Annotated in this window: 25 protein-coding genes; 7 read left to right on the top strand and 18 right to left on the bottom strand. The window is 74.1% G+C overall.

Annotation, left to right across the window (positions count from 1 at the left end; genetic code table 11):
- Window positions 1-32 precede the first annotated feature (32 nt).
- The 6 genes from A2U95_RS26845 (at window position 33) to A2U95_RS26870 (ending at window position 6,056) form a co-directional block, all read left to right on the top strand.
- On the top strand, window positions 33-1,148 hold the full coding sequence (locus A2U95_RS26845) for an Ldh family oxidoreductase (protein ID WP_166027716.1): 1,116 nt from the start codon (window positions 33-35) through the stop codon (window positions 1,146-1,148).
- 56 nt (window positions 1,149-1,204) lie between these two features.
- Complete coding sequence (locus tag A2U95_RS26850; protein ID WP_166027718.1) at window positions 1,205-2,518, top strand: Gfo/Idh/MocA family protein; 1,314 nt, start codon at window positions 1,205-1,207, stop codon at window positions 2,516-2,518.
- A complete protein-coding gene (locus A2U95_RS26855) occupies window positions 2,515-3,195 on the top strand; it encodes a phenylalanine--tRNA ligase beta subunit-related protein (RefSeq protein WP_166027720.1) in 681 nt (226 codons plus the stop codon). Before A2U95_RS26850 ends, A2U95_RS26855 begins: the two co-directional genes overlap by 4 nt.
- Window positions 3,196-3,340: 145 nt before the next feature.
- Window positions 3,341-4,825: an anthranilate synthase component I family protein gene (locus A2U95_RS26860; RefSeq protein ID WP_240958193.1), complete on the top strand. Its 1,485-nt coding sequence runs from the start codon at window positions 3,341-3,343 to the stop codon at window positions 4,823-4,825.
- The gene (locus tag A2U95_RS26865; protein WP_166027722.1) at window positions 4,822-5,421 is read left to right on the top strand and encodes an anthranilate synthase component II; all 600 of its coding nucleotides are present in this window, start codon (window positions 4,822-4,824) and stop codon (window positions 5,419-5,421) included. Before A2U95_RS26860 ends, A2U95_RS26865 begins: the two co-directional genes overlap by 4 nt.
- A complete protein-coding gene (locus A2U95_RS26870; protein ID WP_166027724.1) occupies window positions 5,391-6,056 on the top strand; it encodes a flavodoxin family protein in 666 nt (221 codons plus the stop codon). Before A2U95_RS26865 ends, A2U95_RS26870 begins: the two co-directional genes overlap by 31 nt.
- Window positions 6,057-6,091: 35 nt before the next feature.
- Here A2U95_RS26870 and A2U95_RS26875 read toward each other — a convergent pair whose 3' ends face one another.
- The 8 genes from A2U95_RS26875 to A2U95_RS26910 all read right to left on the bottom strand — a co-directional run bounded on the left by A2U95_RS26875 (window position 6,092) and on the right by A2U95_RS26910 (window position 15,234).
- Entirely contained in the window at window positions 6,092-7,363 is a 1,272-nt protein-coding gene (locus A2U95_RS26875) for an amidohydrolase family protein (RefSeq protein ID WP_166027726.1), read from the bottom strand.
- Window positions 7,353-8,078, bottom strand: a complete 726-nt coding sequence (locus A2U95_RS26880; protein ID WP_166027728.1) for a type 2 periplasmic-binding domain-containing protein — start codon at window positions 8,076-8,078, stop codon at window positions 7,353-7,355. The genes A2U95_RS26875 and A2U95_RS26880 overlap by 11 nt, the downstream gene beginning before the upstream one ends.
- Window positions 8,075-9,487 carry a phenylacetate--CoA ligase family protein gene (locus A2U95_RS26885; RefSeq protein WP_166027729.1) on the bottom strand — a complete coding sequence of 471 codons (1,413 nt, stop codon included), beginning with the start codon at window positions 9,485-9,487 and terminating at the stop codon, window positions 8,075-8,077. The genes A2U95_RS26880 and A2U95_RS26885 overlap by 4 nt, the downstream gene beginning before the upstream one ends.
- A gap of 174 nt (window positions 9,488-9,661) precedes the next feature.
- The gene (locus tag A2U95_RS26890) at window positions 9,662-10,297 is read right to left on the bottom strand and encodes a phosphoribosylanthranilate isomerase (protein WP_166027731.1); all 636 of its coding nucleotides are present in this window, start codon (window positions 10,295-10,297) and stop codon (window positions 9,662-9,664) included.
- Window positions 10,298-10,403: 106 nt separating this feature from the next.
- The gene (locus A2U95_RS26895) at window positions 10,404-11,681 is read right to left on the bottom strand and encodes an MFS transporter (protein WP_166027733.1); all 1,278 of its coding nucleotides are present in this window, start codon (window positions 11,679-11,681) and stop codon (window positions 10,404-10,406) included.
- Entirely contained in the window at window positions 11,668-12,933 is a 1,266-nt protein-coding gene (locus tag A2U95_RS26900) for an ATP-grasp domain-containing protein (RefSeq protein WP_166027735.1), read from the bottom strand. Before A2U95_RS26900 ends, A2U95_RS26895 begins: the two co-directional genes overlap by 14 nt.
- A gap of 79 nt (window positions 12,934-13,012) precedes the next feature.
- Entirely contained in the window at window positions 13,013-14,221 is a 1,209-nt protein-coding gene (locus A2U95_RS26905) for an ATP-grasp domain-containing protein (protein WP_166027738.1), read from the bottom strand.
- Window positions 14,218-15,234, bottom strand: coding sequence for a Gfo/Idh/MocA family protein (locus A2U95_RS26910; protein WP_166027740.1), 1,017 nt, complete (start codon window positions 15,232-15,234; stop codon window positions 14,218-14,220). The genes A2U95_RS26905 and A2U95_RS26910 overlap by 4 nt, the downstream gene beginning before the upstream one ends.
- 290 nt (window positions 15,235-15,524) lie before the next feature.
- Here A2U95_RS26910 and A2U95_RS26915 point away from each other — a divergent pair, with 290 nt between their 5' ends.
- A complete protein-coding gene (locus A2U95_RS26915) occupies window positions 15,525-16,295 on the top strand; it encodes an SDR family NAD(P)-dependent oxidoreductase (protein ID WP_166027742.1) in 771 nt (256 codons plus the stop codon).
- Between the two features lie 115 nt (window positions 16,296-16,410).
- Here the strand turns inward: A2U95_RS26915 and A2U95_RS33455 are convergent, their stop codons facing one another.
- The 10 genes from A2U95_RS33455 to A2U95_RS26965 form a co-directional block, all read right to left on the bottom strand.
- Window positions 16,411-18,087 carry a phytoene desaturase family protein gene (locus tag A2U95_RS33455; RefSeq protein ID WP_166027744.1) on the bottom strand — a complete coding sequence of 559 codons (1,677 nt, stop codon included), beginning with the start codon at window positions 18,085-18,087 and terminating at the stop codon, window positions 16,411-16,413.
- A gap of 53 nt (window positions 18,088-18,140) precedes the next feature.
- Window positions 18,141-19,289 (bottom strand): beta-ketoacyl synthase N-terminal-like domain-containing protein, encoded by a 1,149-nt coding sequence (locus A2U95_RS26925; protein WP_166027746.1) that lies wholly within the window; start codon window positions 19,287-19,289, stop codon window positions 18,141-18,143.
- Entirely contained in the window at window positions 19,286-20,509 is a 1,224-nt protein-coding gene (locus A2U95_RS26930; protein ID WP_206283075.1) for a beta-ketoacyl-[acyl-carrier-protein] synthase family protein, read from the bottom strand. Before A2U95_RS26930 ends, A2U95_RS26925 begins: the two co-directional genes overlap by 4 nt.
- Window positions 20,502-20,771, bottom strand: coding sequence for an acyl carrier protein (locus tag A2U95_RS26935; RefSeq protein ID WP_166027748.1), 270 nt, complete (start codon window positions 20,769-20,771; stop codon window positions 20,502-20,504). The genes A2U95_RS26930 and A2U95_RS26935 overlap by 8 nt, the downstream gene beginning before the upstream one ends.
- A 53-nt stretch (window positions 20,772-20,824) precedes the next feature.
- Window positions 20,825-21,259: an ester cyclase gene (locus A2U95_RS26940; RefSeq protein ID WP_166027750.1), complete on the bottom strand. Its 435-nt coding sequence runs from the start codon at window positions 21,257-21,259 to the stop codon at window positions 20,825-20,827.
- A gap of 147 nt (window positions 21,260-21,406) precedes the next feature.
- On the bottom strand, window positions 21,407-22,111 hold the full coding sequence (gene fabG / locus A2U95_RS26945) for a 3-oxoacyl-ACP reductase FabG (protein WP_166027752.1): 705 nt from the start codon (window positions 22,109-22,111) through the stop codon (window positions 21,407-21,409).
- Between the two features lie 43 nt (window positions 22,112-22,154).
- Window positions 22,155-22,826 (bottom strand): HAD-IA family hydrolase, encoded by a 672-nt coding sequence (locus A2U95_RS26950; RefSeq protein ID WP_166027754.1) that lies wholly within the window; start codon window positions 22,824-22,826, stop codon window positions 22,155-22,157.
- 9 nt (window positions 22,827-22,835) lie between these two features.
- A complete protein-coding gene (locus A2U95_RS26955) occupies window positions 22,836-23,846 on the bottom strand; it encodes an AfsA-related hotdog domain-containing protein (RefSeq protein ID WP_166027756.1) in 1,011 nt (336 codons plus the stop codon).
- A 47-nt stretch (window positions 23,847-23,893) separates the two neighbouring features.
- Window positions 23,894-25,345 carry an MFS transporter gene (locus A2U95_RS26960; RefSeq protein ID WP_166027758.1) on the bottom strand — a complete coding sequence of 484 codons (1,452 nt, stop codon included), beginning with the start codon at window positions 25,343-25,345 and terminating at the stop codon, window positions 23,894-23,896.
- Window positions 25,342-26,409, bottom strand: a complete 1,068-nt coding sequence (locus tag A2U95_RS26965; protein ID WP_240958194.1) for an SMP-30/gluconolactonase/LRE family protein — start codon at window positions 26,407-26,409, stop codon at window positions 25,342-25,344. The genes A2U95_RS26960 and A2U95_RS26965 overlap by 4 nt, the downstream gene beginning before the upstream one ends.
- Between the last annotated feature and the right edge of the window lie 321 nt (window positions 26,410-26,730).

Consider the following 26,730-nt stretch of genomic DNA (forward strand, 5'->3'; position numbering starts at 1 on the left):
GCCCGACCGTCCACCGGAAAGAGAGAACCGCCATGACCGTTCGCGTCCCCCTCGCCGAGCTCACCGCCTTCGTCCGCGACGTCCTCACCGAGTGCGGCCTCGACGCCACGTCCGCGCGCACCGCCGCCGACGTGATCACGTACGCCGACGCGCACGGCTTCACCACCCACGGCACCAACGGACTGGTGAACATCTACGCGCCCCGGCTGCTCGACGGCCGCATCGCCGCCGGCGCCGCCCCGCACGTCGTCCAGGAGACCCTCGGGGCCGCCCTGCTCGACGGTGACCGCGGCCTCGGCCTGGTCACCATGGACCTCGCCATGGACATCGCCATGGACAAGGCCCGCACCACCGGCATCGGCATGGTCGCCGTGCGCAACAGCACCCACTTCGGCAGCGCCGGCTACTACACGCAGAAGGCGGCCGCCGCCGGGCTGATCGGCCTGGCGATGACCAACTGCGGCGCGCAGGGCGTCGCCCCGCCGCTGGGCGGCACCGTGCGGATGCTCGGCACCAACCCGCTCAGCGCGGCCGTGCCGGTCACCCGGGGCGCGCCCTTCGTCCTCGACATGAGCACCACCGTGGTCGCCACCGGGAAGATCAAGGCCGCTCACCGGGAGGGCCAGGAGGTCCCGCGGGAATGGCTGGTGCGGCACGACGGCACGCCGACGACGGACCCGGCCGCGTTCATGGCCGAGGAGGCGGACGTCGCCTGGCTGGGCGGCCCCGCCGAGACCGGCGGCGCCAAGGGCTTCGGCCTCGCCCTCCTGGTCGACCTGCTGTGCGGCCCGCTGGCCGGCGCCGCCTACGGCCCGCGGCCGGGCGTGCTGAAGGGCGAGCCGGCTGCCGACGACAACGTCGGCCACACCGCGATCGTGATCGACCCGTCGGCCTTCGGCTCGGCGCGGGCCATCGCCGCCGAGAACCGCACCCTGCTCGACACGGTCGCCGGCTCCCCGGCCGCCGCCTACGCGACCCGGGGCGTCACCTACCCGGGTGCTCCGGAGGCCGAGCGGTACGAGCGGTCGCTGCGCGAGGGCGTCGAGCTGCCGGGACCGGTCGCCGAGGGGCTGGCCGCGCTGGCCGGCCGGCTCTCCGTCACCGCGCCCGGCGCGCTGAGCGGCCAGGACCTGAGGGTGGCGGCGTGAACGGGACACCGCCGACCGGAACCGACGACCGCACGAGCGGAAAGGACCGCACGACCATGCGCATCGGAGTGATCGGACTGGGCGTCATCGCCCCCTTCTTCCTGCGGGCCGTCGAGGACGACCCCGGGCTGCGGCTCACCGCCGTCTGCGACCTCGACGAGAGCAAGCTGACCGGGTTCGGCCCCGGCACCGCCGTCTTCACCGACCACCGGGAACTGCTGGCCTCGGGCCTGGTGGACGGGGTGGTCGTCACCCTGCCCAACCACGCGCACGCCCCGGTCGTCGGCGACGCGCTGCGGGCCGGCGTCCACGTGTGCTGCGAGAAGCCGCTGACCGTCGCCGCCCGGGACGCGCACGAGCTGACGGCGCTGGCCGACGCCTCCGGCACCACCCTGTTCACCGCGTTCCACCGCCGCTACAACGTCCACGTGCTCGACCTGGCGGCCCGGCTGCCCGCGCGGGAACTGATCTCCCACGTGACCAGCCACTACGACGAGAGGATCGAGGAGCACACCGGCTCCGACCGCTGGTACCAGGACATCGAGCGGTGCGGCGGCGGCTGCGTCATAGACAACGGCCCCAACGCCCTGGACGCCCTGGAGACCGTGCTCGGCCCGCTCACCCTGCGGGACGCCACCCTCGGGGACGTCCGGGCCGGGGTGGAGTTCTGCGCCGAGCTGCGGCTGGCCACCGCCGACGGCATCCCGGTCCGGGTGGACCTGGACTGGGCGCTGGAGACCGGCGAGCGCAAGGACATCACCGTCCACCTCAAGGACGGCCGGGAACTGCGCGCCGACATGCTGGACGGCTTCACGGAGTTCAAGTCGTCCCTCGACCACGAGTACGCCGGCATCATGGCGGACTTCCACCGGGTGGTGCGCGAGGGCCGGACCGGGCCGGACCGGGGCCCGCACATCGTCGACCTGGTCGAGGAGGCGTACGGAATCGGCCGGACCAAGGAGGAACGGCTGCGGATGCCCGCCAAGGACCCGGTCGCCGCGCACCTGGTCAAGCTGCTGTTCCACCGGCGCGCCGACCGCGGCATGCGGCTGTCGCCCTGGCGGTCGCGGTGCGTGCGGGCCGGCGACGTGCACGAGCTGGTCACCACCACCGACCGGCCCACCGGCACCGGGGACCGGGTCGACCACGTGGGATTCCTGGGCTTCGCCGAGTTCGCCGCGGCGACGGTGATCGAGCGGGGCGACGTCGTGACGGGCCCCGGCGGACCCATCGGGCGGGTGGCCGGATTCGACGAGTGCCACGCGCCGAACCACTACAACATCCTCATCGACACCGATCAGGTCTTCACCGCCGAGGACCTGGACCTGCGCACCACGGACACCCTGACCTTCTCCGGAGGAACCTCATGACCGGCGCCGCGTACCGCACGGCCACCTTCCGCGCGATCCCCGTCCAGCCCGAGGCCCGGGAGCTGATGCCCGGGGTCCGGGTGCTCACCCTGGAGGCGGAGGTCGCCGCCGGCGGAGCCGCCCCGGCGGACGGCGTCTGGGCCGAGGCGCACGCCCGCTGGACCGGGGCGAGCCGGTCCGAGGTGCGCTCGGCCCCGCGGGTGGCCGCCTACCGGGAGCTGAGCCGGCGGCTGGGCAGCCACCCGGACAAGCAGCCGCCGTCCGTGCAGGCGCTGATCGACCGCGGGCTGCGGGGCAAGCCGCTCGGCGCCTGGCCGCGGATCAACCCGGCCGTCGACGCCGTCAACGCGGTGGCGGCGCGCGACCTGGTCGCGCTCGGGCTCTTCGACCGGGACCGGCTGACGGGCGAGGTGCGGCTGCGGCTGAGCGACGGCACGGAGGAGTTCACCGCGCTCGGCGCGGACGGGCCGGCGGTGCTGGAGCCGGGACGGCCGGTGCTCGCCGACGACGAGCGGGTGCTGTCGCTGTTCGCGCACCGGGACGGGGTGCACCAGGCGGTGACCGGGGACACCCGCCGGGTGCTGCTGCTGGCCTGCTCGGTGCCCGGGGTCGACGAGGACACCTGCCGGACGGCCCTCCTGCGGGCCGCCGAGCTGCTCGGCGGGGGCCGCGGCTGAGGCCACGGCCGGGGCCCGGCGCCCGCGCCGCGGCCGAGTGGTACGCCGCCGCCCCGGTCCGGTGGACTGCTCCACGGGTGCGCGCGATTGGTTTGCTGGCGTTGCTTCGCCGGCCGATCCACGTACCGAAGGGGACCCACCCACGATGACCATGACTGCCGTCGCGCCCGCGCCGCCCCGCGCGGACGCCGCGCCCCTGCGGGTGGGCGTGGCACGGACCCCGCTCGCCCCGCACGCCCCGCTGGCGCTGTGCGCCGCACTGCGCCGGCTGCTCGGCGACGACCAGGTGTTCCTCTTCGAGAGCCTGGCCGGCCCGGAGGAGGACTGCCGCTTCGCCGCCGTCGGCGCCGGCGTGCTGGCCCGCGTCACCGTCCGGGACGGGCGGGTCGGCGTGGACGGCCGGCCGGAGCTGGCGGACCGGCTGCGCGCCTGCGCGGACCGCGCCGACGGCGACGTGCCCCGGCTGCTGCGGGAGCTGCACGCGGCGTTCGACGTGCGCACCGACGTGCCCCTGGACTCCTACGCGTTCGGGTTCCTCGGGGTGTTCGGCTACGAGGCCGCCCAGTACCTGGAGCAGCTGCCCCCGCACGCCTCCGGGCAGGACCCGGAGATCGTGCTCACCCTCTTCCGGCACGTCGTCCGGTACGACCTGGACACCGGCGAGAGCCACCAGCTGTCCGCGGACGGCGCCGGGTTCGGCGGGCCGGACGCCCTCGGCGCCGGCCTGGCGGAGCTGGTGCGGTCCCTGCCCGCCGAGGAGGCCGCCGTGCCCCCGGCGCCCCGCCCGTCCGCGGTGCGCGACACCGTCCGGCGGGAGGAGTACGCCGACCGCGTGCGCCGCTGCCTGGAGCACATCCGGGCCGGCGACGTCTACCAGATCCAGATGGGCCACCGCATCGACGTCACGACGCCGCTGCCGCCCCTGGACGCCTACCGCAGGCTGCGGCGGGGCAACCCGTCGCCGTACATGTACCTGGTGCCGTGGGCGGGCCGCGCCCTCATCGGGGCCAGCCCCGAACTGCTGTTCAGGATCGAGGGCCGCGGCCTGGCCATGCGGCCCATCGCCGGCACCACCGCGCGCGCCGCCGACCCCGCCGAGGACGCCCGCCGGGTGGCCGCGCTGCGGGCCGACGCCAAGGAACGCGCCGAGCACATCATGCTGGTCGACCTGTGCCGCAACGACGTGGCCCGGGTCTGCGAGCCCGGCACGCTCGCGGTGGAGCGGATGATGGCCGTCGAGGGCTTCTCGAAGGTCCACCACCTGGTCTCCACGGTCCGCGGCGAGCTGGACGGCGACGCCGACGTCTGGTCGGTGCTGCGCGCCACCTTCCCCGCGGGCACCATGACGGGAGCGCCCAAGGTCCGCGCCATGGAGCTGATCGCCGAGATCGAGGACCGGCCGCGCGGCGCCTACGCGGGCGCGGTCGGGCTGATCGACCTCCGCGGACGGGCCGCGACGCTCGCCCTGTGCATCCGCACCGCCGTGCACGACCCGCGGACGGGGACGTACGCGCTGCAGGCGTCGGCCGGCGTGGTCGCGGACTCCTCGGCCGACGGGGAGTGGCGCGAGACGATGGCCAAGATGGGCGCCGTCTACACCGCCGTGACCGGTGAGGAGCTGGCGGCATGAGGGTCCTGCTCGTCGACGCGCGCGACAGCTTCGTGCACGTCATCGACCACTACCTGCGCGAGTGCGGCGCCCGCACCGAGGTCGTCACCGCCCACGCGCACACCCCCGTCGAGCTGGCCGCGCGCCGCCCGGACGCGGTGGTCCTCGGCCCCGGCCCCGGTCATCCGGCCGACTCCGGCCACGTGGAGCTGGTGCGCCACTTCGCCGGCCGGGTCCCGCTGCTCGGCATCTGCCTCGGGCACCAGGCGATCGGCCTCGCCTACGGCGGACGGATCGAGCGGGCGGCACGCACCGTGCACGGCAAGACCAGCCGCCTCGCCCACGACGGCTCCGGACTCTTCACCGGGTTCGAGGACGGCACCGAGGTCACCCGCTACCACTCGCTGGCCGTCGCGGACCCGCTCCCCGCCGAGCTGGTGGTGAGCGCGCGGGCCCGCGAGGACGGCTGCGTGATGGGACTGCGCCACCGCCGGCTGCCCGTCGAGGGCCTCCAGTTCCACCCGGAAAGCATCACCACCCGCGACGGGCACGCGTTCGTCGACAACTTCCTCGGAGGGATACGGACATGGCTTCCCACGGCCCCTGGGCGACGATAGCCGCCCTCAACGGTTCCGAACGGCCCGACGGACTCACCGCGCGGGTGCTGCGCGTGCTGGCCGCGGCCGCCGCCGAGCACGGGGTCCACATGGACGTGGTCCCGCTCGCGGAGTACGACGTCACGCCGTGCGGACGGTGCGGCGACTGCAACGTGCGGCCCCTGCCCTGCGCCGTGGACGACGACGTCCCCGCCCTGGTGGACCGGCTGGTGCGCGCCGACGGGGTGCTCTACGCGGCCCCGGTCCACGGCTTCGGCCTGGCGGGCACGATGCAGAACTTCGTCGAGCGGGCCGGGGTCGGGCACCTGCGCTTCGAGCGCCCGCTCGCCAACAAGGTGGCCGGCGTGGTCGTCACCGGCCGCCGCTACAGCCACGACCGCGTCTACGGCCAGCTCGTCGACAACGTCCTGCTCAACCGGATGATCCTGGCGGGCAGCGGCTTCCCCGCCTTCGTGCACGACCAGTTCGCCCCGGACGAGGACCACGAGGGCATGGCGGCCGCGCGCGGCCTGATCGACCGCATGATCGACATGCTGCGGGTCCTGCTGCTGCCGCACGGCGGCCGGGAGGACACCGCCCGGATGCTGTCGCTGCCCCGCAACGAACGCGCCGGGCTGCTCCCCCTGGCGGGGTGAACAGCCCGGCGGCCGAACGCGGGTCAGGGCACGGGTCAGGGCGCGGGGGGCGCCAGCGGGCCGGCCACGTGCCGCCCGCCGATCAGCACCGACCGCAGCGTGCCGCGGTCCTGGAGCACCCGCAGGTCCGCCGCCGGGTCGCCCTCCCGGACCACCAGGTCGGCGAGGCGGCCCGGCGCCACCACACCGGCGTCGGCGCCGCGCCCGGCCAGCTCCGCGCCGTTGGCGCAGGCCCACTTGAGGACCGTCCTGGGGGCGATCCCGGCGCGCTCGGCGTACATCACCAGCTCGTCGGCGTAGGTGCCGTGCGGCGTCCAGGCGAAGCCGAAGTCGTCGCCGGGCACGATCTTCAGCCCGAGGTCCTCGGCCATCGGCAGGAAGCGCAGGGTGTTCTCGATCTCCTTCTCGAAGTCGAGGGCCTCCAGGTAGTCCGGCGCCTTGCCGAACCGCTCGCCCAGGGCGAGCAGCCGGTCGGGCTGGAACAGGCTCGGCACCACGAAGACGCCGCGCCCGGCGATCTGCTCCAGCGCCTCGTCGTCGGCGTACGTGGCGTGGTCGATGACGTCGACGCCCGCCGCCAGCGCGTTGCGGATGCCGTCCAGGCCCCGGGAGTGGGCCCGCACCCTCGCGCCGCGGGCGTGCGCGGTCTTCACGACCAGGGCCAGTTCCTCCCGGCTGAAGAGCAGTTCGTCGGAGCGGGCGTTGGGGAAGGTGTCGTCGCCGGAGGAGAAGACCTTGATGATCTCCGCGCCCTGGTCGATCTCCTCCTCGGTGTACTTCACCAGGTCGCCGAGGACGTCGACCACCGGCATCAGCTCGCGCGGCATCCGCTCCTTGAGGTCGGGGCTGCGCCGTCCGGGCGGGCCCGAGACCATCAGGTCGCGGCTGCACGGGGTGACGCGCGGGCCGGGGATGACGCCGTCCTCGATGGCGTTCTTCAGCGCCATGTCGATCCCGGCGACCGAACCGGCGCCGACGAAGGCGGTGTACCCGCAGGTCAGCAGGTCCGCCGCGTGCCGCGCGGCGTGCAGGGCGACCTCCGGCACGCGGTACTTGAACAGGGTCTCGCGGCCGGTGGTGACGTTGACGTAGGCGATGTGGGTGTGCCCCAGCGTCATGCCGGGCATGACGGTGGCCCCGGCCAGGTCCCAGCGGACGAAGTCGCCGTCGGCGGGCGCCTGGGCGGTCGGCAGCACGGCCTCGATCCGCTCGCCGGCGAGGAGGACGGAGCGGTGCGGCAGCGAGGCGCGGCCCAGGCCCTCCTGGACGGTGACGTCGTGCAGCAGCAGTCGGCGGTCAGCGGTCACGGTACGCGGCTCCTGACAGGGTGAAGGGCGTGGTGGGCCGGTCGAGCACCGCGGGCCCGAAGACCATCCACACCATGGGGACGCCGGGCCGGGACACCTGGAACACCAGGCGGTGCCGGCGACGGCCGGGGTCGTTGGTCACGGCGGCGTCCGCGCGGCCCTCGGCCACCAGCTGGGCGGCGTGCAGGGTGGACTCGGCGGGGACCCAGACGACCTCGAAGCCGCCGCGCCCGCCCTCCAGTCCGTCCAGCAGCTCCACCAGGCTCCGTGTCTCGTGCAGGGTGGCGAGCCGCAGCACGCCCTCGCGCAGCCGCGGGCCGCGGGTGGCGACGCCGTACTCGGGGGTCGGGCTGGAGAAGGTGGCGTCCAGGCGCAGCGACGGCGACCAGAAGAAGCGGGTGGCGCACTCGGCGGCCCCCGGCACCAGCGCGTAACGGGGTCCGCCGCGGGTGCCGACGGCGGCGAGGAGCTCCTCGAAGGAGTCGTACGGCACGGGGTGCACGGCGGGGCCGCCGAGGTGGGCGAGCCGGTGCGCGAGACGGTCCAGGGCGACCATCGAGGTGGTGCCGTCCGGGCCGAGGGTGCCGATGGGCAGGCTGCCGGGCCTCAGCAGCGGCGAGTTCGGTATGCGGGCCGGCTCCCACAGGATCGGGAACGGCGTGGGATCCGCGTCGGCCGGGTCGAAGCCCGGCGAGTGCAGCAGCGGCTCGGTCATGCGCGGTGCCCCCTGGTTCCGGCGAGCCGGCGGGCGGCGGCCGTCTCGTGGTCCGACGCGAACCGCCGGTCGTGGATGCGGGCGGCCTTCCAGCTGACGAAGGCGCCGGTGGTGGTGACCGGGTCGAGTTCGTCGGGGAACTCGACCGCGCAGCGGACCCCGAGCGCGGCGGCGATCCGCCCCGCCTGCGCGGCGGCCTGCCCGGGGGCGGGCCCGCCGGGCAGGTCGAGGCGGACGGTGACCAGGTCCTCGCCGTCGTCGTCCCGGTCGATGACGACCTGGTAGCCGTAGGCGTGGTCGACGCCGCCCAGGACGGCCTGCTCGATCTGCCAGGCCTGGAAGCTGTGCCCGCCGAGGACGATCCGGTCGCGGGTGCGGCCGACGACCCGGACGACGGGCCCCCGGATGCCGCAGCCGCAGTCGCCGGCGCCGAGCTCGACCAGGTCGCCGGTGCGGTAGCGGATCAGCGGCTTGATGCCGTCGATCAGCATGGTGACGACGAGCTCCCCGGTGCCGCTGTCGCCGAGGGGGGCGCCGGTGTCCGGGTCGACCAGCTCGGCGACGTAGTTGGGCCGGGCCAGGTGGAGCCGGCCGTGCGCGCAGGCGGAGGCGACGACGAGGGTCTCCTGGGCGCCGTAGAGGGCGTTGTAGGTGCGGGCGCCCCAGGCCTGGTCGATCTGCCGGGCCAGGTCGGGGGTGCACATCTCCCCGGTGACCAGGAAGACCTTGACGGCGAAGTCACGGCGCGGGTCGAGGCCCTCCTCGAGGGCGGCCCTGGCCAGCGACAGGGCCACGTTCGGGGTGCAGAACACCACGTCCAGGGCGAGGTCGCGGAGCAGCTGCAGCGCCTTGGGGAAGCCGATGACGGGCGAGTACGGCCAGATCTTGGCGACCGCGGAGCCCACGTTGCGGGCGACGTCGCCGAGGGTGTCGCCGAGCGAGTGCACCTCGGTGGGGCCCATCACGCCGACGCGCGGGGCGCGGTCGCCGAAGACGTCGGTGAAGATGTTCCGCCAGCTCTCCGTCACGTGCGCGTTGGAGGCGATCACCTCGCGCGGGTCGCGGGGGCAGGGGGTGGCCGGGCCGGTGGTGCCGGTGGTCTCGTAGTAGAAGCACGCCTCGTCGAGGTCCCGGCTGAGGACGTCGTGCATGGCGGTGCGCAGGTCGTCCTTGGTGGTGAACGGCAGCTGCCGCAGGCCCTCGAGCGTGAGCCCGTCGGCGCGGACGCCGGCGAGGTGGCGGGCGTAGAAGGGCGAGCCCTGCTGGGCGAGCGCGACGACCGTGCGCAGCTGTTCCTCGGCCCACTGCCGCCACTCCTCCTCACGGAGCTCTCCGGCGGTGTAGCGGTGGTGCAGGGTCAGGTAGCGCTCGATGAAGTCCCGGTGTCGCCCGGACGTGGGCAGCCACATGGTTCCCCCAGTGGGTCGGCGGATGCGGAAGTGCCGTGCACCAGGTGTGCGCCTGGTGCGCCCGTACGCGTCCGGGAACGGCCCTCCGATACTGCGGGCCGCGCCGCCGTGCCCTCAATCCGCCTTAGGTGACAGCCGGTTGCCTCTTGGAGGCAGCCGGATGTCACCCGGTGCTCACCCGGCGGCCCCCGCCGCCCCGCCCGCCGTGGCCGCGCCGGCCGCCTTGGCCGCGGCCACGAACTTCTCGATGAGCGCCGGGTCCTTGACCCCGCGGGCGCGCTCCACGCCGCTGGAGACGTCGACGCCCCAGGGCCGCAGTCCGGCCACCGCCCCGGCGACGTTGTCCGGGTCCAGTCCGCCGGCCAGCAGCCAGGAACCGGAGGGCGCGCGGCCGAGCGCGGCCGGGTCCCAGCGTTCGCCGGAGCCCGGGCTGGGCGAGTCGACGATCAGCAGGTCCTCCCCGTAGGCGCCGGTCTCCAGCGGGGCCGCGGTGACCGGGGAGGTGGCGCGGACGAGCCGGAAGCCGTCGCCGCGCAGCGCGGCGAACGCCTCGGGCGGCTCCTCGCCGTGCAGCTGGACGGTGTCGACGCCGGCCTCGGCGGCGGCCCGGCGCACCTCCTCCAGCGGTTCCCCGCGGAACACGGCGACGGTGGCGACCCGGCCGGGGACCAGGGCGGCCAGCGCGCGGACGGCCGCCGGGGGGACCTGCCGGGGGCTCGGGGTGAGGACGAAGCCGACCGCGTCGGCCCCGGCGGCGACGGCCGCCTCCACGTCCTCCGGCCGGCTCAGGCCGCAGACCTTGACGTACACGATGCCTCATCTCCTGGAACGGGAGGTCCCGGAACGGGAAGCCCCGGAACGGGAAGGAACGGGAAAGCGGGTCCGATGGTCGCACGGGCGGCGCGGGGGCGGCCCGTCACGACCGGGTGGCGGTGCGGGAGCAGAGGAAGACCAGCGCCCCCGCGGTCAGTCCGGCCGCCGTGACCGTCAGGGCCGCGCGCGGTCCGACGGCGGCGGCGAGCAGCCCGCCGAGCAGCCCGCCCAGCGGGATCACCGCCCAGGTGACGAACCGGAAGGTGGCGCTGACCCGGCCGATGAGCTCGATGGGCACGGTGGCCTGGCGCAGCGTGATCGAGTGGATGCTGAAGACGGCGATGCCGAAGCCGTTGAGGACGTAGCCGCCGGCCAGCAGCGCGTGTCCGAGGCCGCTGCCGTCGCCGGGCGCGAGCGGCAGCAGCAGCGTCGCGGCCGAGGCCACCGTCATGCCGACGACCATGGCGCGGCCCACGCCGAGCCGGGTCCCGAGCGGTCCGGCGGACAGGGCTCCGCCGAGGGCGCCGATGCTGCCGGCCGCGACGACCAGGCCGAGTCCGGCCGGGCCGAGGCCCAGCTCCCGGAGGCCGTAGAGCGGGAAGACGACCAGGACGACGTCCCAGAGCAGGTTGTACCAGGACGCGTGGAACATGATCACGCGCAGGAGCCGGCTGTTCATGGTCATGCGCAGCCCGGCCACGATGTCCTTGCGGACCGAGGGCCGGCCGCCGGCCGGGCGCTCGGGCCGGGCTTCGGGGGTGCGGATGCGCAGCAGCATGCCGGTCGCGAAGAGGTAGCCGAGGCAGTCGACGATGATGGCCACCGGCGCGGTGAGCACCTGGATCAGCGTCCCGCCGAGCCCCTGTCCGGCGGTCTCCGCGACCGAGCGGCTGGCCTGCAGCTTGCTGTTCCCCTCCACGAGCCGTTCCCTGGAGACCAGGGACGGCAGGTACGCCTGGTAGGCCACGTCGAAGACGGCGGTGAGCACGCCGGTGGCGAACGCGACGGCGCACAGCGCCCAGACGCCGAGGCCGCCGAACCAGGCGAGCAGCGGCACCGCCATGAGGATCAGGGCCCGCCCGAGGTTGGCGGTGATCAGCAGCGGCCGGCGGCGGACCCGGTCGGCGAGGACCCCGGCGAACAGGGTCACGCACAGCACCGGGAGGTACTGGGCGCTGTTGAGCAGTCCCAGCTGGGCGGGGCCGGCGTCGAGCAGCACGATCGCGGTGACCGGCAGGGCCAGTTCGGTGACCCGGGAGCCGAGCAGCGCGGCCGTCTGGCCGGCCCAGAGCCTGCGGAAGTCCCGGTGGTGCCAGAGCCCGCGGGGGCGCCGCGGCTCCGGGGCGCCCTGCGGCGCGTCGAGCAGTTCAGAGGCGGACATCGGCCGTCTCCCCGGCTGCCGGGACGGGCGGGGCGTCGAGCGGGTGCCAGTCGAGCCGGTACGCGGCCAGCGTCCGCCGGATCGCGGACCGGACCTCTTCGGCGCTGTCCCCCCGGTAGCGGAAGACGCCGGCGGTGTGCACCGCGCCGCCGTTGCCGCTGAGCACGGCCCCGGGCGGCGGCAGCGTCTCGGCGTACATCCCGGGAACGCGGTCCACGAGCGAGGTCACCGACCGCACGACGGCGGGCCGCACCGGCGGTTCGGGCATCATCAGGTAGCCGGCGACCGGCCCGTCCAGGTCCATCGGCGCGACGGCCGGCGTCTCGCCGAGCTGCACCAGGGCGGAGGCGGCGACCAGGTCGACCCCGTACACCTCGTCCCAGACGAACCGGACCTGGCCGCCGCCGGCCCGCGCCCCGATCTCCAGGAAGACGATGTCGTCGCCGGCGTCCTCGGGGGTGCGGAACACCTCCAGGTGGAAGACGTCGTCGGTGATGCCGAGGGCGGCGCACACCCGCTCGGCGACGGCGGTCACCCGCCGCTCGAAGTCCCGGTCGTCGTTGGCGACGGAGCTGAAGGCGGTGCCGGTGGCGAAGTCCAGGCAGCTGCCGCCGCAGCGCCAGGAGCGCGAGGTGAGCAGCACGCCGCCGGACACCACGCCGTCGACCTGGTGGAGGACGCCGTCGACGAACTCCTCGCACTGGGCGTCGTCCAGGTCGGCCTCCTCCAGGAGGGTGTCGAGCTGTTCGGGGGTGCGCACCACGTGCACGCCCTGGCTGTCGGCGCCCGCGCGCGGCTTGAGGACGAACGGGTGGCCGTGCCGGGCGGCGAACTCCCGCACGGCGGCGGCGGTCGGCGTCTCCGCGAAGGCGGGCACCCGCAGTCCGGCCGCGGCGACCAGGCCCTTCATCACGACCTTGTCGCGCACGGCGGCGACCTGGCCGGGGGTGCGCCCGGGGATCTTGAACCGCTCCCGGATCTCGCCCGCCAGTTCGAGGTCGAACTCGGACAGGGCGAGGACGTGGGTGAAGGGGCCGTGCCGCGCGATCAGCCGCTCGGTCTCCCGCAGGGCCGCCTCCGTGTCGCCGAGGTCGGGCAGCACGCGGATGTCCTCGGCCAGCTCGGGGTCGAGGGGCACGCTGCCCTCCGCGGTGGTGAGGTAGGCGACGCGGTCGGCGGTGTGGTCGATGTGGCGGTGGTACTCGGCGTAGGAGTTGGTCCAGCGGTTGATGACGAGTACGTGACGGTTCATCGGGGCTCCGGATGGGTCGTGGCCGGGGGTCGTGGCGGGCGGCGGGGACGGGGGCCGGGGCGGCGGCCGGGGCGGGGCGTCAGCTGAAGGACACGGCGCTCTCGGCGCGTTGCAGCAGCCCCGCCGTCTCCCGGTACGAGGCGCCCGCGGCCAGCACGTAGCCGAGGCGGCCGGCCGAGCTGCCGGGGTCGGGGAGCGCGCTGCCCGGCGGCTGCAGGACACCGATCTCCCGCACCCGCGGGTCCGACCGGAGGGCGGGGTCGACCCGGAACTCCTGGTACGTGTCGAGTCCGGGCCGCAGGAAGTAGCGGATGCCGGCCCGGGCGCCGGTGCGGGGGGCGGCCGGTTCGGGGTTGGGCAGGCCCAGGTGGCAGCGGAGCATGATCTCGTACAGGTCGTGTCCGCGGGCCAGCCGCAGCAGGTCGGGGATGCGGTCGCCGGGCAGCCGGGCCGCCACCTCCATCAGCAGCGGGCCGCGCGGGTTCATCCGGACCTCGGCGTGGAAGGGGCCGATGCGCAGGGCGACGGCGTCCAGGACGCCGGCGACGTAGGTCTCGATCTCGCGCGCCGGGGAGGGGGCCAGCTGGGCGGGGACGATGTGCCCCACCTCGACGAAGTGGGGTTCGGCGCCGAGGATCTTCTCGGTGATGCCGAGCACGTGCACCCGGCCGTCCTCGACGTAGCCCTCGACGCTGTACTCCGGCCCCTCGGCGTACTCCTCGACCAGCACCAGGCCCGGTCCGCGCGCCCCGGCGCGGGGGGCGGAGCGCAGCGCGCTGCGGAACGCGGCGCGGGCCTCCTGCTCCGAGCCGACCTTGCGCACGTCGAGGCTGCCCGACTGGTCGACCGGCTTGACCACGCACACCGGGCCGAGCTCGGCGTAGGCGGCGGCCGCGGCCCGTGCGGTGGAGACCGTCCGGTGGGCGGGCTGGTCGAGGCCGGCCGCGTCGAGCGCCCGGCGCATCCGGTGCTTGTGGCGCAGCCGTTCCACGCCCTCCGGGTCGATGCCGGGCAGTCCGAGCGCGGCCGCGGCGCGGGCCGCGAGCGGCACGAAGTGCTCGAAGCCGGGCAGGACCGCGTCCAGCGGGGACTCGGCGTGCAGGGCGCGGATCCGGTCGAGCGCGGCGGCCTGGTCGGCGGTGTCGGCGGTGACCACCCGGTGGGCTCCGGCGGGGGCGGCGGCGGGCGCGGCGGAGGCCAGCACGAGGACGGTGTGGCCGAGCTCCCGGGCCCTGGCCACCAGTTCCAGGCCGGAGGACTGGGGCTCGATGATCAGAACGGTGCTCATGCTGCTTCCTGCGGGACTGGGGCGCCGGCTTCCCGGAACGCGGTGGCGCGGGCGGTGTCGATGAGTTCCATGGACCGCAGGTGCAGGGCGAGGTCGCCGTGCGGGGCGGGGCCCTCGCCGCGGAAGTGGGCGTAGGCCCGTGCGACGAACCGGGTCAGCGGGGCGTCCTGGACGACCCGGTGGACGGAGCTGCCGGCGATGCGGACCTGGCCGAAGTCGTCGTCGCCGGAGACCGGGTAGTCCGCCACGACGGTGCCCTCGGTGCCGTGGACGTGCAGCCGGCGGCGGCGGACCGGGGAGGAGAGGTCGGTGTGGAGGGTGGTGGTGACGCCGGTGCGGTGGCGCAGCCCGACCTCGGCCCCGCCCAGCCCGGCGAGCCGGCCGGACGGCAGCGGCAGGTCCCAGCCCCGGGAGGCGGTCACCTCCGCGACGGGCCCGGCCAGGTGGAGGGCGAGCAGCATCTGGTGCGGCAGTTCCACCTCGAACGCGCTGGCGTGGCCCCGGTCCTGGAGCGAGCGGCGGAACCGCGGCTTGCTCTGCTCCATGTGGTAGGCGACCGGTTCCCCGATCCGTCCCGAGGCCACCAGTTCCCCGGCCGCCTCGGTGACCCTGCTGTTCGGCCAGACGCTCATCGGCAGCACCACGGCCCGGGTGACCTCGGCCAGGTCCACGAGGTGGGCGGTCTCCTGCACGGTGGGGGCGACCGGCTTCTCCAGGATGAAGTGCCGTGCCCCGACGGACAGCAGCCGCTCCAGGCAGTCGCGGTGGGCGTCCGGCGGCACCGTCACGTGGAAGACGGCGTCGGGCACCCGGTGCCCGGACGTCCGCAGGGCCCGCACGGCGCCGCGGACGTCCGGCACCCACTGCCCGCCCGGCACCTCGGCCGGACGCGGGTCGACGGCGATCACCGGCGGGTTCCCGCCGGCGATGTCACGCAGCGCGCGATGGTGCAGATCGCGACCCGCGTGGCCGTACCCGATGATGACGGACGGTGTTTTTCTTTTCCCGCTCATCGTCGCTGTGCCTCCCTTCGATGTCGTCCTGGAACGACTTTCGCAGCGGTCCGCGAAAACCAGCCAGACCATTTCCGACGCCATTCGGCAGACCACCTGGAATGCACCGGAGGAACGGGAAATGCCTCCAAGGAAACACGGGGATCCGCCGAAGTGACACCGGCCGCGGCGCCACTCGCGCGGGAAATCCGGCTACGGTGGTGCGGCGTATTCCAGGAGCACCGGGGGAAATTCGGAAAACGGAATTCCCCTTCGTTCCTCCCCCTCTTTTCCTCAGAAGGAGACGATTGATGACCCTCGAAGGCCGGACCGCCCTGGTCACCGGCGGCTCCCGCGGCATCGGACGGGCCGTCGCGCTCCGCCTCGCCGCCGACGGGGCCGCGGTCGCCGTCAACTACCGCTCCCGCAAGGACGAGGCCGAGCGCACCGTCGAGGAGATCACCGCCCGGGGCGGACGGGCCCTCGCCCTGCGGGCCGACGTGTCCGACCCCGACGAGGCCCGGCAGCTGGTGGACGGGACCATAGACGGCCTCGGCGGGCTGCACGTCCTGGTGAACAACGCCGGCGTGGCCCGCGACGGGTTCCTCTGGGACCAGTCCCCCGAGGACTGGTGGGAGGTGCTCAAGGTCAACGTCGGCGGTGTCTACCACTGCACCCGGGCCGCGGCCCCGCACTTCATGTCCCAGCGCGAGGGCACGGTCGTCAACGTCTCCTCGGTCATGGGCGAGGGCGGCTGGGTCGGCCAGTCCAACTACTCGGCCTCCAAGGGGGCCGTCAACTCCTTCACCCGGGCGGCCGCCGTCGAGCTGGCCCGCTTCGAGGTCCGGGTCAACGCGGTCCTCGCCGGCTTCACGGCCACCGAACTGATCGGCGGGCTGCTGGAGAAGGACGGCGGCCGGAGCATCAAGCGCCAGCTGCCGCTGCGGGAGTTCGCGACGCCCGAGCAGGTGGCCGGGGCGGTGTCCTTCCTGGCCGGACCCGACTCCTCGTACATCACCGGTGAACTGCTGCGGGTGGACGGCGGCTGGGCGGGCCAGCTCGGCACCGGCCGGCCCAAGTAGCCGCCGCGGGACGGGCCCTGCCACCGCGGCCCTCCCCACCGGTGGCAGGGCCTCACGCGGGAAGGGCCCCGTACCTGCGGGTACGGGGCCCTTCCCTGTGGTCCGCCGCGTCCGGTCAGCCGATGCGGGCCAGGCCGCGGGCGCCGCGGCGGCCGGCCCCGCGGGAGACCGCCAGCGGGTCCCAGTCCGCGTCGCGGACCGGCAGCAGGTCCGGGTCGCCGAACCGCGCGCCCCGGTGGACCTCGGCCAGCAGGCCGCGGTCCAGGATCTGGGCGGCACAGGCCATGCCGCCGACCGCGGACCCGGTGATGCCGGTGCCGTAGCGGGTGTTGGTGCCCACCACGTGCAGTCCCTCGATGGTGGTGCGGGTGTCGGGGCGGCTGCCCGGCCCGCCCCACCGGGCCAGCCCGTAGGGCGTGCCGCCGGTCGCGAGCGTGTAGCGCTCGTGGGTGATCGGGGTGGCGGTCTCCAGGTGGACGATGTGCCGGCGGAACGGGCCGAGGGCCTCCTCCGCCGCGCCGAGCATCGCCTCGGTCAGCTCGGCCTTGCGCTCCTGGTAGCCCTGGTTGCGCCGGTACCGCTCCCCCGCCGCGGGACCCTCGCGCACCCCCCAGTAGTCGTAGGAGGGCGGGCACAGCGTCATCACCTGGAAGTTGCTGTGCCCCGGCGGGCAGACCGCGCGGGCATCCGGGTCCTTCAGCGAGGCGAACGAGACGAAGAGGAACGGCACCGGGTTGATGCGCTCCTGCGCCAGCTGTTCGTAGTAGCCCTCGATGTCGGCGTCCCGGTACCACCACAGGTTGGCGTTGGGGCGTTCGGGCAGCTCGGTGTCGAGCGCGATGTAGAGCGTGGCCAGGGGCAGCGCCATCTCCGCCCGCCGGGTCCGGGACACCACCCGGCGGCCGAAGTGCTCCTCGCCCACCAGGTCGAGCACGGTCCGGGAGTAGTCCGCGTTCGACACCACCAGGGGGGCGCGGTGGACGTCGCCGTCCTTCATCCCGACCCCGGTGGCCCTGCCGTCCTCGACGAGGATGCGTTCCACCCTGCTCTTCGTCCGCAGCTGCCCGCCGTGCGCCTCCAGCGCCTCGACCAGCGCCGCGGCGAGGACCTGGCCGCCGCCCTCGGGGTAGTAGGCGCCCCTCAGATAGTGGTCGGTGACGGCCGCGTGGGTGGCGACGGTGGCCTGGCGCGGCCCCATTCCGTAGTTGGGCGACTGGGCGGCCAGCACGGTCCGCGCCCGCGGCGACAGGCCGCAGTGGTCGAAGAGCTCGCCGAGGGTGCGCCGCCCCCACTGCGCGCTGACCGGCGTGCGGGCCATCAGGTCGGCCACCGACAGCTCGCTCCCGGACAGCAGCATCGAGCGGGTCTCCCCGGCGACGGCGGCGCAGATCCCGGTGAACCGGGCCAGCCCCTCGGCCTCCCCCGGCAGCGCCCGGGTCAGCCGGCCGGTGTACGCCTCCCATCCGACCGGCACGTCGACCGTGAGGCCCGGCAGGGCTATCCGGTCGAAGCCGCCGCGGTCCATCTCCCGGTAGGTCACCCGGCCGTCGAGGCCCAGGCCGGAGAAGATCGCCGGCAGCACCCCGTCCGGGCCGCAGTCGCCCAGGTAGTGGACGCCCACGTCGAACTCGTAGGCCCGCCGGCGGCGGAAGACGTGGCTGTTGCCGCCCGCCACGTCGTGCTGTTCCAGTACCAGGACGCGGCGGCCGCTGACGGCCAGGTAGGCCGCGCACACCAGGCCGCCCATGCCGCTGCCGACGACAATGGCGTCCCACTCTTCCTGCTTCACCATGCGGGTCCGTCCTGTTCTCGTAGTACGTCGGGCGCGCGCCGTCCGCGGCGGCGTTATCGGGCCCGGCCGCGCACGACCAGCGCGCCGGCGTTGCCGTCGTGCCCGATCGAGGTGACCAGGCCGATCCGGGGCGCCCCGGACGGCCGGCCCTGCCAGCGGGCGAGGAGCGCCGCCAGCTGCAGGGCGCCGCCGGCGCTGTAGGTCTCGCCGAGCACGTCGGCCACCCGCACCCGCTCCGGCACCCGGCCGAGGGCGAGCCGGACGGCGCGCTCCTCGATCCGGTCCAGACCGATGTGGTGGCCGGCGCTCAGCGACACGGTCTCCACCTCCTCGGCGCCCACCCCGCTGCGTTCCAGGGCCCGGGTGATCGCGGCGGCCAGCGTCCGCGACGGCGCGCGGCGGCCGTCGGCCCGCGCGGTGGTCCCGGTCCAGGGGTGGTAGCCGACCTCGCAGGCCAGCAGGTCCGCGAGGGCCGTCTCCTCGGGGGCGCGGGAGACGACGAAGACGGCACTGCCCTCGCCGACCGGGGCGTCCTGGCGCAGGGTTCCGGCGTGGTGCCACGCCCAGGCCGCCGGGGCGCTGAGTTCCTCGGCCCCGCCGACCAGCAGCCGGTCGGCGCGCCCGGTGGCCATGGCCAGCCGGGCGTGCCGGAAGGCGTAGAGGCCGGCGCTGCGGCCGCCGGCCACCGTGGCGTTCAGGCCCTTGAAGCCGTACCGGATGGCCATCTGGCCGGCGGTGCAGTTCATCACGCTGTTGGAGAACTTGCCCGGGTTGATCAGGTAGGGCTTCTCCAGGGTGAGCGTCTCGTACAGCAGGTCGGAGTAGCCCGCGATGCTGCCGGTGTTGGTGGCCAGCACCACACCGGTCCGGTCCGGCTCGAGGCCGGCCGCGGCCGGGCCCGCCGCCTCGAGCGCCTCCATGCAGGCGACCAGGCCGAGCCCGACGAGCCGGTCGAGGTTCTTGGTGCCCTTGCGCCCCAGGTGGTCGGCGACCCGGAACCCGGGCACCGGCCGGACGGGCCGGGGCGGGTACGTCGGGTCCCCCTCGACGACGGGGTCCGGCGGGGTGTCCCCGTTCAGCAGTCCGGCCAGGGGCGCCAGCCCGTGGCCCGCGCTGGAGACCACCCCGACGCCGGTCACCGCCAGGGGCTGCACGGGCGCGGACCGCGCCGGCGGGGACTGCACGGGCGCGGCCGTGGTCACGAATACCTCCCGAGGATGGTGATGACGTTGTTGCCGCCGAAGGCGAAGCCGTGGTTCTGGACGATGTCCACCCGGGCGTCGCGGCCCCGGCCCGGGACGCAGTCCACGCCGGGACCCAGCTCGGGGTCGGTCTCGACGAGGTTCGCGGTGGGCGGCAGGAAGTCCTGCTCGAGGGCGGTGCAGCAGGCGATGGCGCCGAAGCCGCTGGCCGCGCCCATCGTGTGGCCCAGCATCGACTTGATCGAGCTGATGGGCGGCAGCCGGTCGCCGAACACCTGGCGGACGGCCCGGATCTCGGTGGAGTCGTTGGTCGGCGTGCCGGTGCCGTGGGCGCAGATGTAGTCGATCTGCTCCGGGGTGACCCCGGCGTCGCGGTGGGCCGCCCTGATGCAGGCCGCGATGCTGGTCGCGTCCGGGTGCACCATGTGCTCGGCGTCGCAGTTCGCGGCGTACCCGAGCACCTCGGCGTAGATCCGGGCCCCGCGCGCCAGCGCGTGGTCGAGGGGCTCCAGCAGCAGCGCCGCTCCGCCCTCGCCGGTGACGATGCCCGAGCGGCCCGCGTCGAACGGCTGCGGCAGGTCCTTCGCCATCGCGCCCAGGGCGTAGAACCCGGCGTGGGTGAGGCGGTTCACCGAGTCGGCGCCGCCGGCCAGCATGAGGTCGGCCTCGCCGGAGCGGACCATGTCGAAGGCGTACCCCAGCGCGTAGTTGCTGGCCGAGCAGGCGGTGGGGATGGTCTGGGCGTCGCCGTCCAGACCGAGTTCGGCGTTGACGGCGCCCGCGATCTGTCCGGCGGGCAGCTGCCCGACCAGGCCCGGCTCCAGGCCCTTGAGCCCTTGGGTGACCCACTGGCCGCCCAGGCTCTGGGCCACCGCGGACTCGCCGCTGGTGGTGCCCATGATGGAGCCGGCCCGGCCGGCACTGAGCGTCCCGGAGTCGATCCCGGAGTCCTCGACCGCCAGCCGGGAGGCCGCGGCGGCCAGCAGGGCGCTGCGTCCCCACCGGTCGGGGTCGAGGTTGCGCAGCACGGCGGCCGGCTCGAAGTCGGCGACCTCGGCGGCCTTCCGGCTGGGGAACGGGGTGGCGTCGAAGCTGTGAACCGGACCGATGCCGACCCGGCCCGCCCGGACGGCATCGGCGAAGGAGCTCACACCGATACCGACCGGGCTGACCGCTCCGAGCCCCGTGATGACGACTCGGCGCACGGGCGTCTCAGGCATTCCGCGCTGCGCATCCCGCGACGGCCGCCAGCAGCACCCGCAGCGTGGTCAGGGACTCCAGCTCCTCCTTGGGCAGGACGTGGCCGAGCTCCTTCTCTATTCGGGAGACGACGGTGATCAGGGTGAGGGAGTCGCTGTCGTAGTCCTCGATGAAGTGACCGTCCTCGGTCAGTTCACCGTCCTCCAGTTCCAGCTCCTCGTTGACGATGTCGACGACCCGGAGGCGCAGGTCGGAGTCGATTTCCAGGCTCTGCACGGTCATGATGCGTCCTTCTCGGTGGATGGTGCGGTTCCGGAGTGGTGCTGGTGCGGGGGTCAGGCGGCGGCCGGCGTCGGCGGCTTGAGGGAGATGGCGCCGAGCTGGGACAGCATCAGCAGGTCCTGGCGGAAGCCCCAGTGCTCGACGACCTTGCCGTTCTCGATGCGGTAGATGTGGGTCTGCTCCACGTCCACGTCGCGCTGGGTGGGGGCGATGCCCAGGAAGTCGCCGGTGTGCTTGCCGGTGAAGCGCAGGCGCAGGACGGCGCGGTCGCCCTCGGAGAAGCTGTCCAGGTGCTCCCACGTGGCGCCCTCGAAGGCGCTGTGCACCCAGCGGGCGGTGCCGAGGTAGCCGAGCGGGCCGTTCGGGACGCCGGGCTGCGCCTCGTGGTCGACGAACTCGGGGGCGACGTACGCGAGGGCGGCCTCCTCGTTCAGGTCGTTGAAGATCAGGCCCATGTTCATGGAGAGGTCGAGTGCTTCGGTGCTCATCGGGTTCCTCCTGGAGAGCGGGTTGACGGGTTCGGTCCCTCTGGTGGAGCGGACGGTCCGTCGCGCGGTGCGGTGACGGTCCGTCGGGTGGTGCGGGGACGGCCGGTCGCGCGGCCCGCCGGTGCGGGCCGCCCGGCCGTCCCGGGCTCAGTGGCCGGCGCCCAGGCCGCCGGTGACCGGGATGACTCCGGCGGTCACGTAGGAGGCGTCGTCCCCGGCCAGGAAGCGCACGGCCGCGGCGACCTCCTCGGGGGTGCCGGTGCGGGCCAGTGCGGTCCGGGCCAGTGCGGCCTGCCGGCGGGCGTCGGTGACGTTCTGGACCATGTCGGTCTCGATCATTCCGGGGGCCACCACGTTGACGGTGATGTTGCGCCGGCCCACCTCGATGGCGAGCGACCGGGCGAACCCGATCATCGCGGCCTTGGCCGAGGCGTAGTTGGTCTGGCCGGGGGCGCCCGACATGCTGTTGATGGACGACATGTAGATCAGCCGGCCCCAGCGGGCCTTGATCATCGCGGGGACGACCTCGCGGGTGACGGTGACGGCGGCCTGGAAGTTGGTCTCCATCACGTCCCGGAAGTCCTCCTCCGGCATGCCGATCAGCACCTGGTCGCGGGTGATGCCCGCGTTGGACACCAGGATCTCCACCGGTCCCTGCTGGATGGCGACCTCCTCGACGGCGGCCTTGACCTGCGCCGGGTCGGTCACGTCGCACCGGACGGCGAAGAAGCCGGGCGGCGGTTCCCCGTTGCGGTAGGTGATGGCGACCTTGTTGCCCTCGGCCGCCAGGGCCCGTGCGGTGGCGAGCCCGATGCCCCGGTTTCCGCCGGTGACGAGGACGGAGCGAGTCATGTGCGCCTCCTTCTGCGGTGTCGGTGGGGGCCTTGCGGCGATGTCACGGACGGGCGGCCAGCACGGCGCCGTCCAGGAGGGAGTCGAGCTGTGCGCCCGCGCTCCCGGCGTCGGTGAACAGCACCGCCCGCCAGCCGGCCGCCTCGGCGCCGGCGCAGTTGTGCTCGAGGTCGTCCACCAGCACGCAGCGTTCCGCGGGGACGCCGGCCCGCCGGGCGGCGAGCTCGAACATGCCGGGGGACGGCTTGCGGTGGCCCACCTCGAAGGAGAGCAGGACGTCGTCGAAGAGCTCGGCGGGATCGACCATGCGCCGCCAGTGCCGGTCCCAGGCGGGCACCATGTTGGACAGCAGCCCGACGAACGCCCCGCGGCTCCGGGCCTTGCGCAGCTGCGCCGCCCAGGCGTGGTTGGTCTCCCGCCCGTCGAACCAGGCGTCCGCCATCGTGGTGAGGCGGAGCCGGACGCCGTGCTCGGCCTCCAGCACGTCACCGATCTCGCGGAGCCACTCCCCCTCGCTCACCAGCGGGGTGTCGATCGGCTCCATGATGTCGTCGGTGCCGTACCGGGCCGTGACGGTGGCCACGGCCTGGAGGAGGGCCCCGCGGTCGACGCCGGTCGACGCGCAGAACGTCGCCATGGTGTGGCTCAGCGGAGGGGTGAGGACGCCTCCGAAGTCGGACCAGACGGCCATCCGGGGCGCTGTGGTCTCAGGCATGTCAGGTCCTCACGATCCGTTGAGGTGGGCGGCGTCGACGACGGTGACGGTGAGTTCCGCGATCTCCTGCTCGTCCTGCCGGAAGGCGACCCGCACGCCGTGCCGGCCGTCGCCCTCCGGCGTGTGGCGCGCCGTCGCGGTCAGCGGCGCGTCCAGCTCGGCGAAGCGGTGGAAGCTGCCCTCGTACCCGCAGGCGTAGCCCGGGGCGGACGATCCGGTCGCGGCCCCCACGGAGAGCAGCGCCAGCTGGCGCGCCCCCTCGACCAGGGTCATGGCCGGCAGGTGGTCGTAGGCGTGGTCGAACAGCGCCGGGTTGTCGAGGCGCGGGGCGACCACGGCCGTGACGGCCCCCTCGGTGAACTCCGGTCCGGCGACGACGACGTTGAGGGGGTTGGCGCGCCCCACCCGGGCCGGATCGACCCGGGTGAGGGCGCCGGGCACCTCGGTGAGGTCCGAGCTCAGCGGTGCGGGGGTGCCCCGCTGGGAGTGGCGGAGGATCTCGTTCTCGTCGCCCTTCAGGAACAGCACGTCCATGGAGTGGTCGCCGACGTGCACGTCACCCATGTGGATCCGCTGCTCCAGACGGCCCTTGCGGTACCGCCCGTTGTGCCGGGCGGTCTTGCCGTAGAAATCGGTGTCGATGCGGGGCTCGCCCGCCTCGCCGCCGATCCGCAGCGCGTCCAGGTTCCGCAGCGAGAACCGGAAGCCGTGCACGATCGCCATGGTCCCGACCGGGACGCCGGCGTTGGTGTGGGATCCGGCGATCGCGGCCTGCCGGCCCGCCTCCAGCAGCAGCAGCGAGTCGTGCAGCCGGGGCTGCTCCTGGTGGTCGCTGTAGTAGAGGTGGGTCAGCGGCAGGTGGATCCCGGCGGTCACCGCCATCGGCCGCACGGTCCGCACGTCGGTCACGAAGACCTCGGAGATCGCGGACCGGTGCGCGAGGGACCGTTCGATGGTGCGCCCGTACTCGACGGCAGGGACCACGGACGCCTCGGCGTCCTCCAGTACCTGGGTGGACATCAGTTCCCCTCCAGACCAGTTCTTCGAGGTGCTGGGTCGTCAGCCGGTCAGGCGACCGGGACGGCCACCGGCTTCGGCTCGACGACGCTCTCGTCGCCCTCGCCGCCCTGGGCCGGGCGGTGCCGGATGAACAGTCCGCTCACCGCGCCGAGCATCACCACGGCCACGCCGATCCACAGGGCGCCTTCGAGGCCGTCGGTGAACGCCGCCTCCGGGCCGCCGTCGTTGCCGGCGAAGCGGTGGCTGAAGACCGTGGTGAGGGCGGCGACGCCGAGCGCTCCGCCGAACTCGCGGCTGGTGTTGTTCGCGCCGGAGGCCTTGTTGTGCTCGTTCTCCCGCACCGAGGCGATCACCGTGGCGGGGTTGCCGGCGAAGACCAGGCCCATGCCGATGCCCGCCAGGGCGAGCGCCGGGACCATGGCGCCGTAGCCGACGTCGGGCGTCAGGATGAAGGCGATCCAGCCCAGGCCGATGCCCTGCAGGGCGCAGCCCGCGGCCTGCAGCACCCCGCCGCCGATGCGGTCCACGAACTGGGTGGCGAGGGGCACCACGATCATCGGGGCGATGGTCCACGGGAGGGTGCGCAGCCCGGCCTCGAAGGGCGAGTAGCCCATCGGGCCCTGCAGGAACTGCGTCAGGAAGAAGATCGACCCGAAGACGCCGAAGTACATCGTGATCGACACCACGTTGCTCAGCACGAACGCCGGCACGCGGTACATGTGCGTCGGGATCAGCGGGGCCTGGCTGGCGCGCTCGGAGATGACGAACGCCACCGCCAGCACCAGCGCCGCCGCGAGACCCACCAGGGTGCCGGTGCGGGTCCAGCCGTGGTCGGCGGCCGAGACGATGCCCCAGACCGCGGCGACGACCGAGCCGGTGACCAGCAGCATGCTGACGACGTTCAGCTCGCGCTCGTTGCCCCGGCTCTCCTTGACCGCCCACAGGGCGAGCGGCAGGGCGATCACGCCGACCGGCACGTTGATCCAGAAGATCCAGCTCCAGTCGATCTGCTCGGTCACCAGGCCGCCCGCGAGCGGGCCGAAGGCGATGCCGAGGCCGTTGACCCCGCCCCACACCCCGACGGCCATGTTGCGCTGGGCCCGGGAGACGGCGGCGACGGCCAGAGTGAGCGAGACCGGCAGGATCGCCGCGGCGCCCGCGCCCTGCAGCACCCGCGCGGCGACCAGCGTGCCGACGGAGTCGGCCAGCGCACAGGCCACGGAGGACGCCGTGAAGAGGACGACGCCGCCGAGGAACACCCGGCGCCGGCCGAAGCGGTCACCCAGTGCGGCGCCGGCCAGCAGCAGGCCGGCGAAGGCCAGCACGTAGCCGTTCATCACCCACTGCAGTGCGGACTGCTTGACCTCGAACTGCTCGCTGATCGCCGGCAGCGCGTTGGTGACGACGAGGTTGTCCAGCGAGACCATGAACATGGGCAGGGACGTCGCGATTAACGCCCACACGGAGGTGGAGCCCTTCGCGGTGGTCGCGGTGGTCATCGGTTGTTCTCCTTGCTGGTGGAGGGGCCGGGAAGGCGGCGGAGGGTGATCAGGTCGGAGGTGCGTCCGGCCAGGACCTCACCGACCTGACCGCTGAGCACGTAGTCGCCGTACGGGGTGAGCGCCACGGTCGTGGGGCCGCCGACCGGCCACGGCTGGACCTGGCTGCGGAGGGTGGCGCTGCGCCAGCCGTCCCGGGACGACAGGACCGAGACGCCGTCCACCCCGCCCGGCACGCCGACGGCCTCGCCGATGGAGTTGGTGACGACGACCACGGAGCCGTCCGGACGCAGCTGGAGGCCGTCCGTGCCCACCATCGGCCGCGGCAGCCTGACCTCGGTCACCCTGCGGTGCGGCGGGGCGTGGGGGGCGATGCGGTACATGGTGCCGGTGTCGTAGCGCAGGGCGAGCAGGTAGCCGTCGGGGTGCCAGACGATGCCGTTCAGGCCGACGATGTCGGCGGCGAACCGGGGGTCCTTCACCACCGTGGTGACCCGGCCGCGGCGGTCGATCCGCTGCAGCGTGTCCGACACGGAGTCGGTGACGTAGATGTTGCCCTTGTCGTCGAAGGTCAGGTCGTTGGCGAAGGTCCGCTCCCGCCCTCCGGAGAGGTCGATGCGGCGCTGCAGCTTCCCCGTGTCCAGGGCGAAGACGGCCACCCCGGAGGTGGGCGGCTGGTCGCCGACGTCCAGGCGCTGCCGGATCCAGAAGTCGCTGTAGGCGACGATGATGCGGTTGCGCGCGGTGTCCACCCTCACCCCGAGCGTCGACACCATGCCGACGCTGGGCGCGAGTTCGGTGACGGTGCCGTCCAGTTCGATCACCGACAGGTCGCCCGAGAGGGCGGACGTGGCGATGAAGGCCTGGCGGGTGGGGTCCCAGGCGAAGCCCTCCGGGTACACGTCGGCCGCGTGGGTCTCGATGACGTCCGGACCCTGGTGGGGGCCGGCGGCGACGTGGGAGGGCTGCGCCTGGGCGGCGGAGGACGGCAGGGCGAGGGGTGCGACGGCCGCGAGTACGGCCGCTGAGGCGACGGCGGTTCGTATCGACAGGGTGCGGGACACTGCTTTCCTTTCGTCGGGAAATGGCGTCGGGGAATGTCGTCGGGAATGAGGAGGGTGATTCGGGGAATTCCGAATCCACAGGGCCCGACCGACGGGTTCCACGGTCGTTGCGCCGGCGGAATTCGAGCGGCGACTCAGCGGCGTTCGCGCCCCTTCGAGGGACACCATCGAATCTAGGCCGACGGCCGGTGGTTCCCCAGGCCACCTAGGGTGTAGCGGCATGCCTCCTTGGAGACATCGCCCCCTCCGCGACGAGGGGATTCCCCGGCCGGCGGCGGGCGGGGAGCACCCGCCCGGCGACGGCCGGGAACAGCCGTTCCC

The sequence above is a fragment of the Streptomyces chilikensis genome (assembly GCF_001642695.1).
GTDB classification, from domain to species: domain Bacteria; phylum Actinomycetota; class Actinomycetes; order Streptomycetales; family Streptomycetaceae; genus Streptomyces; species Streptomyces chilikensis.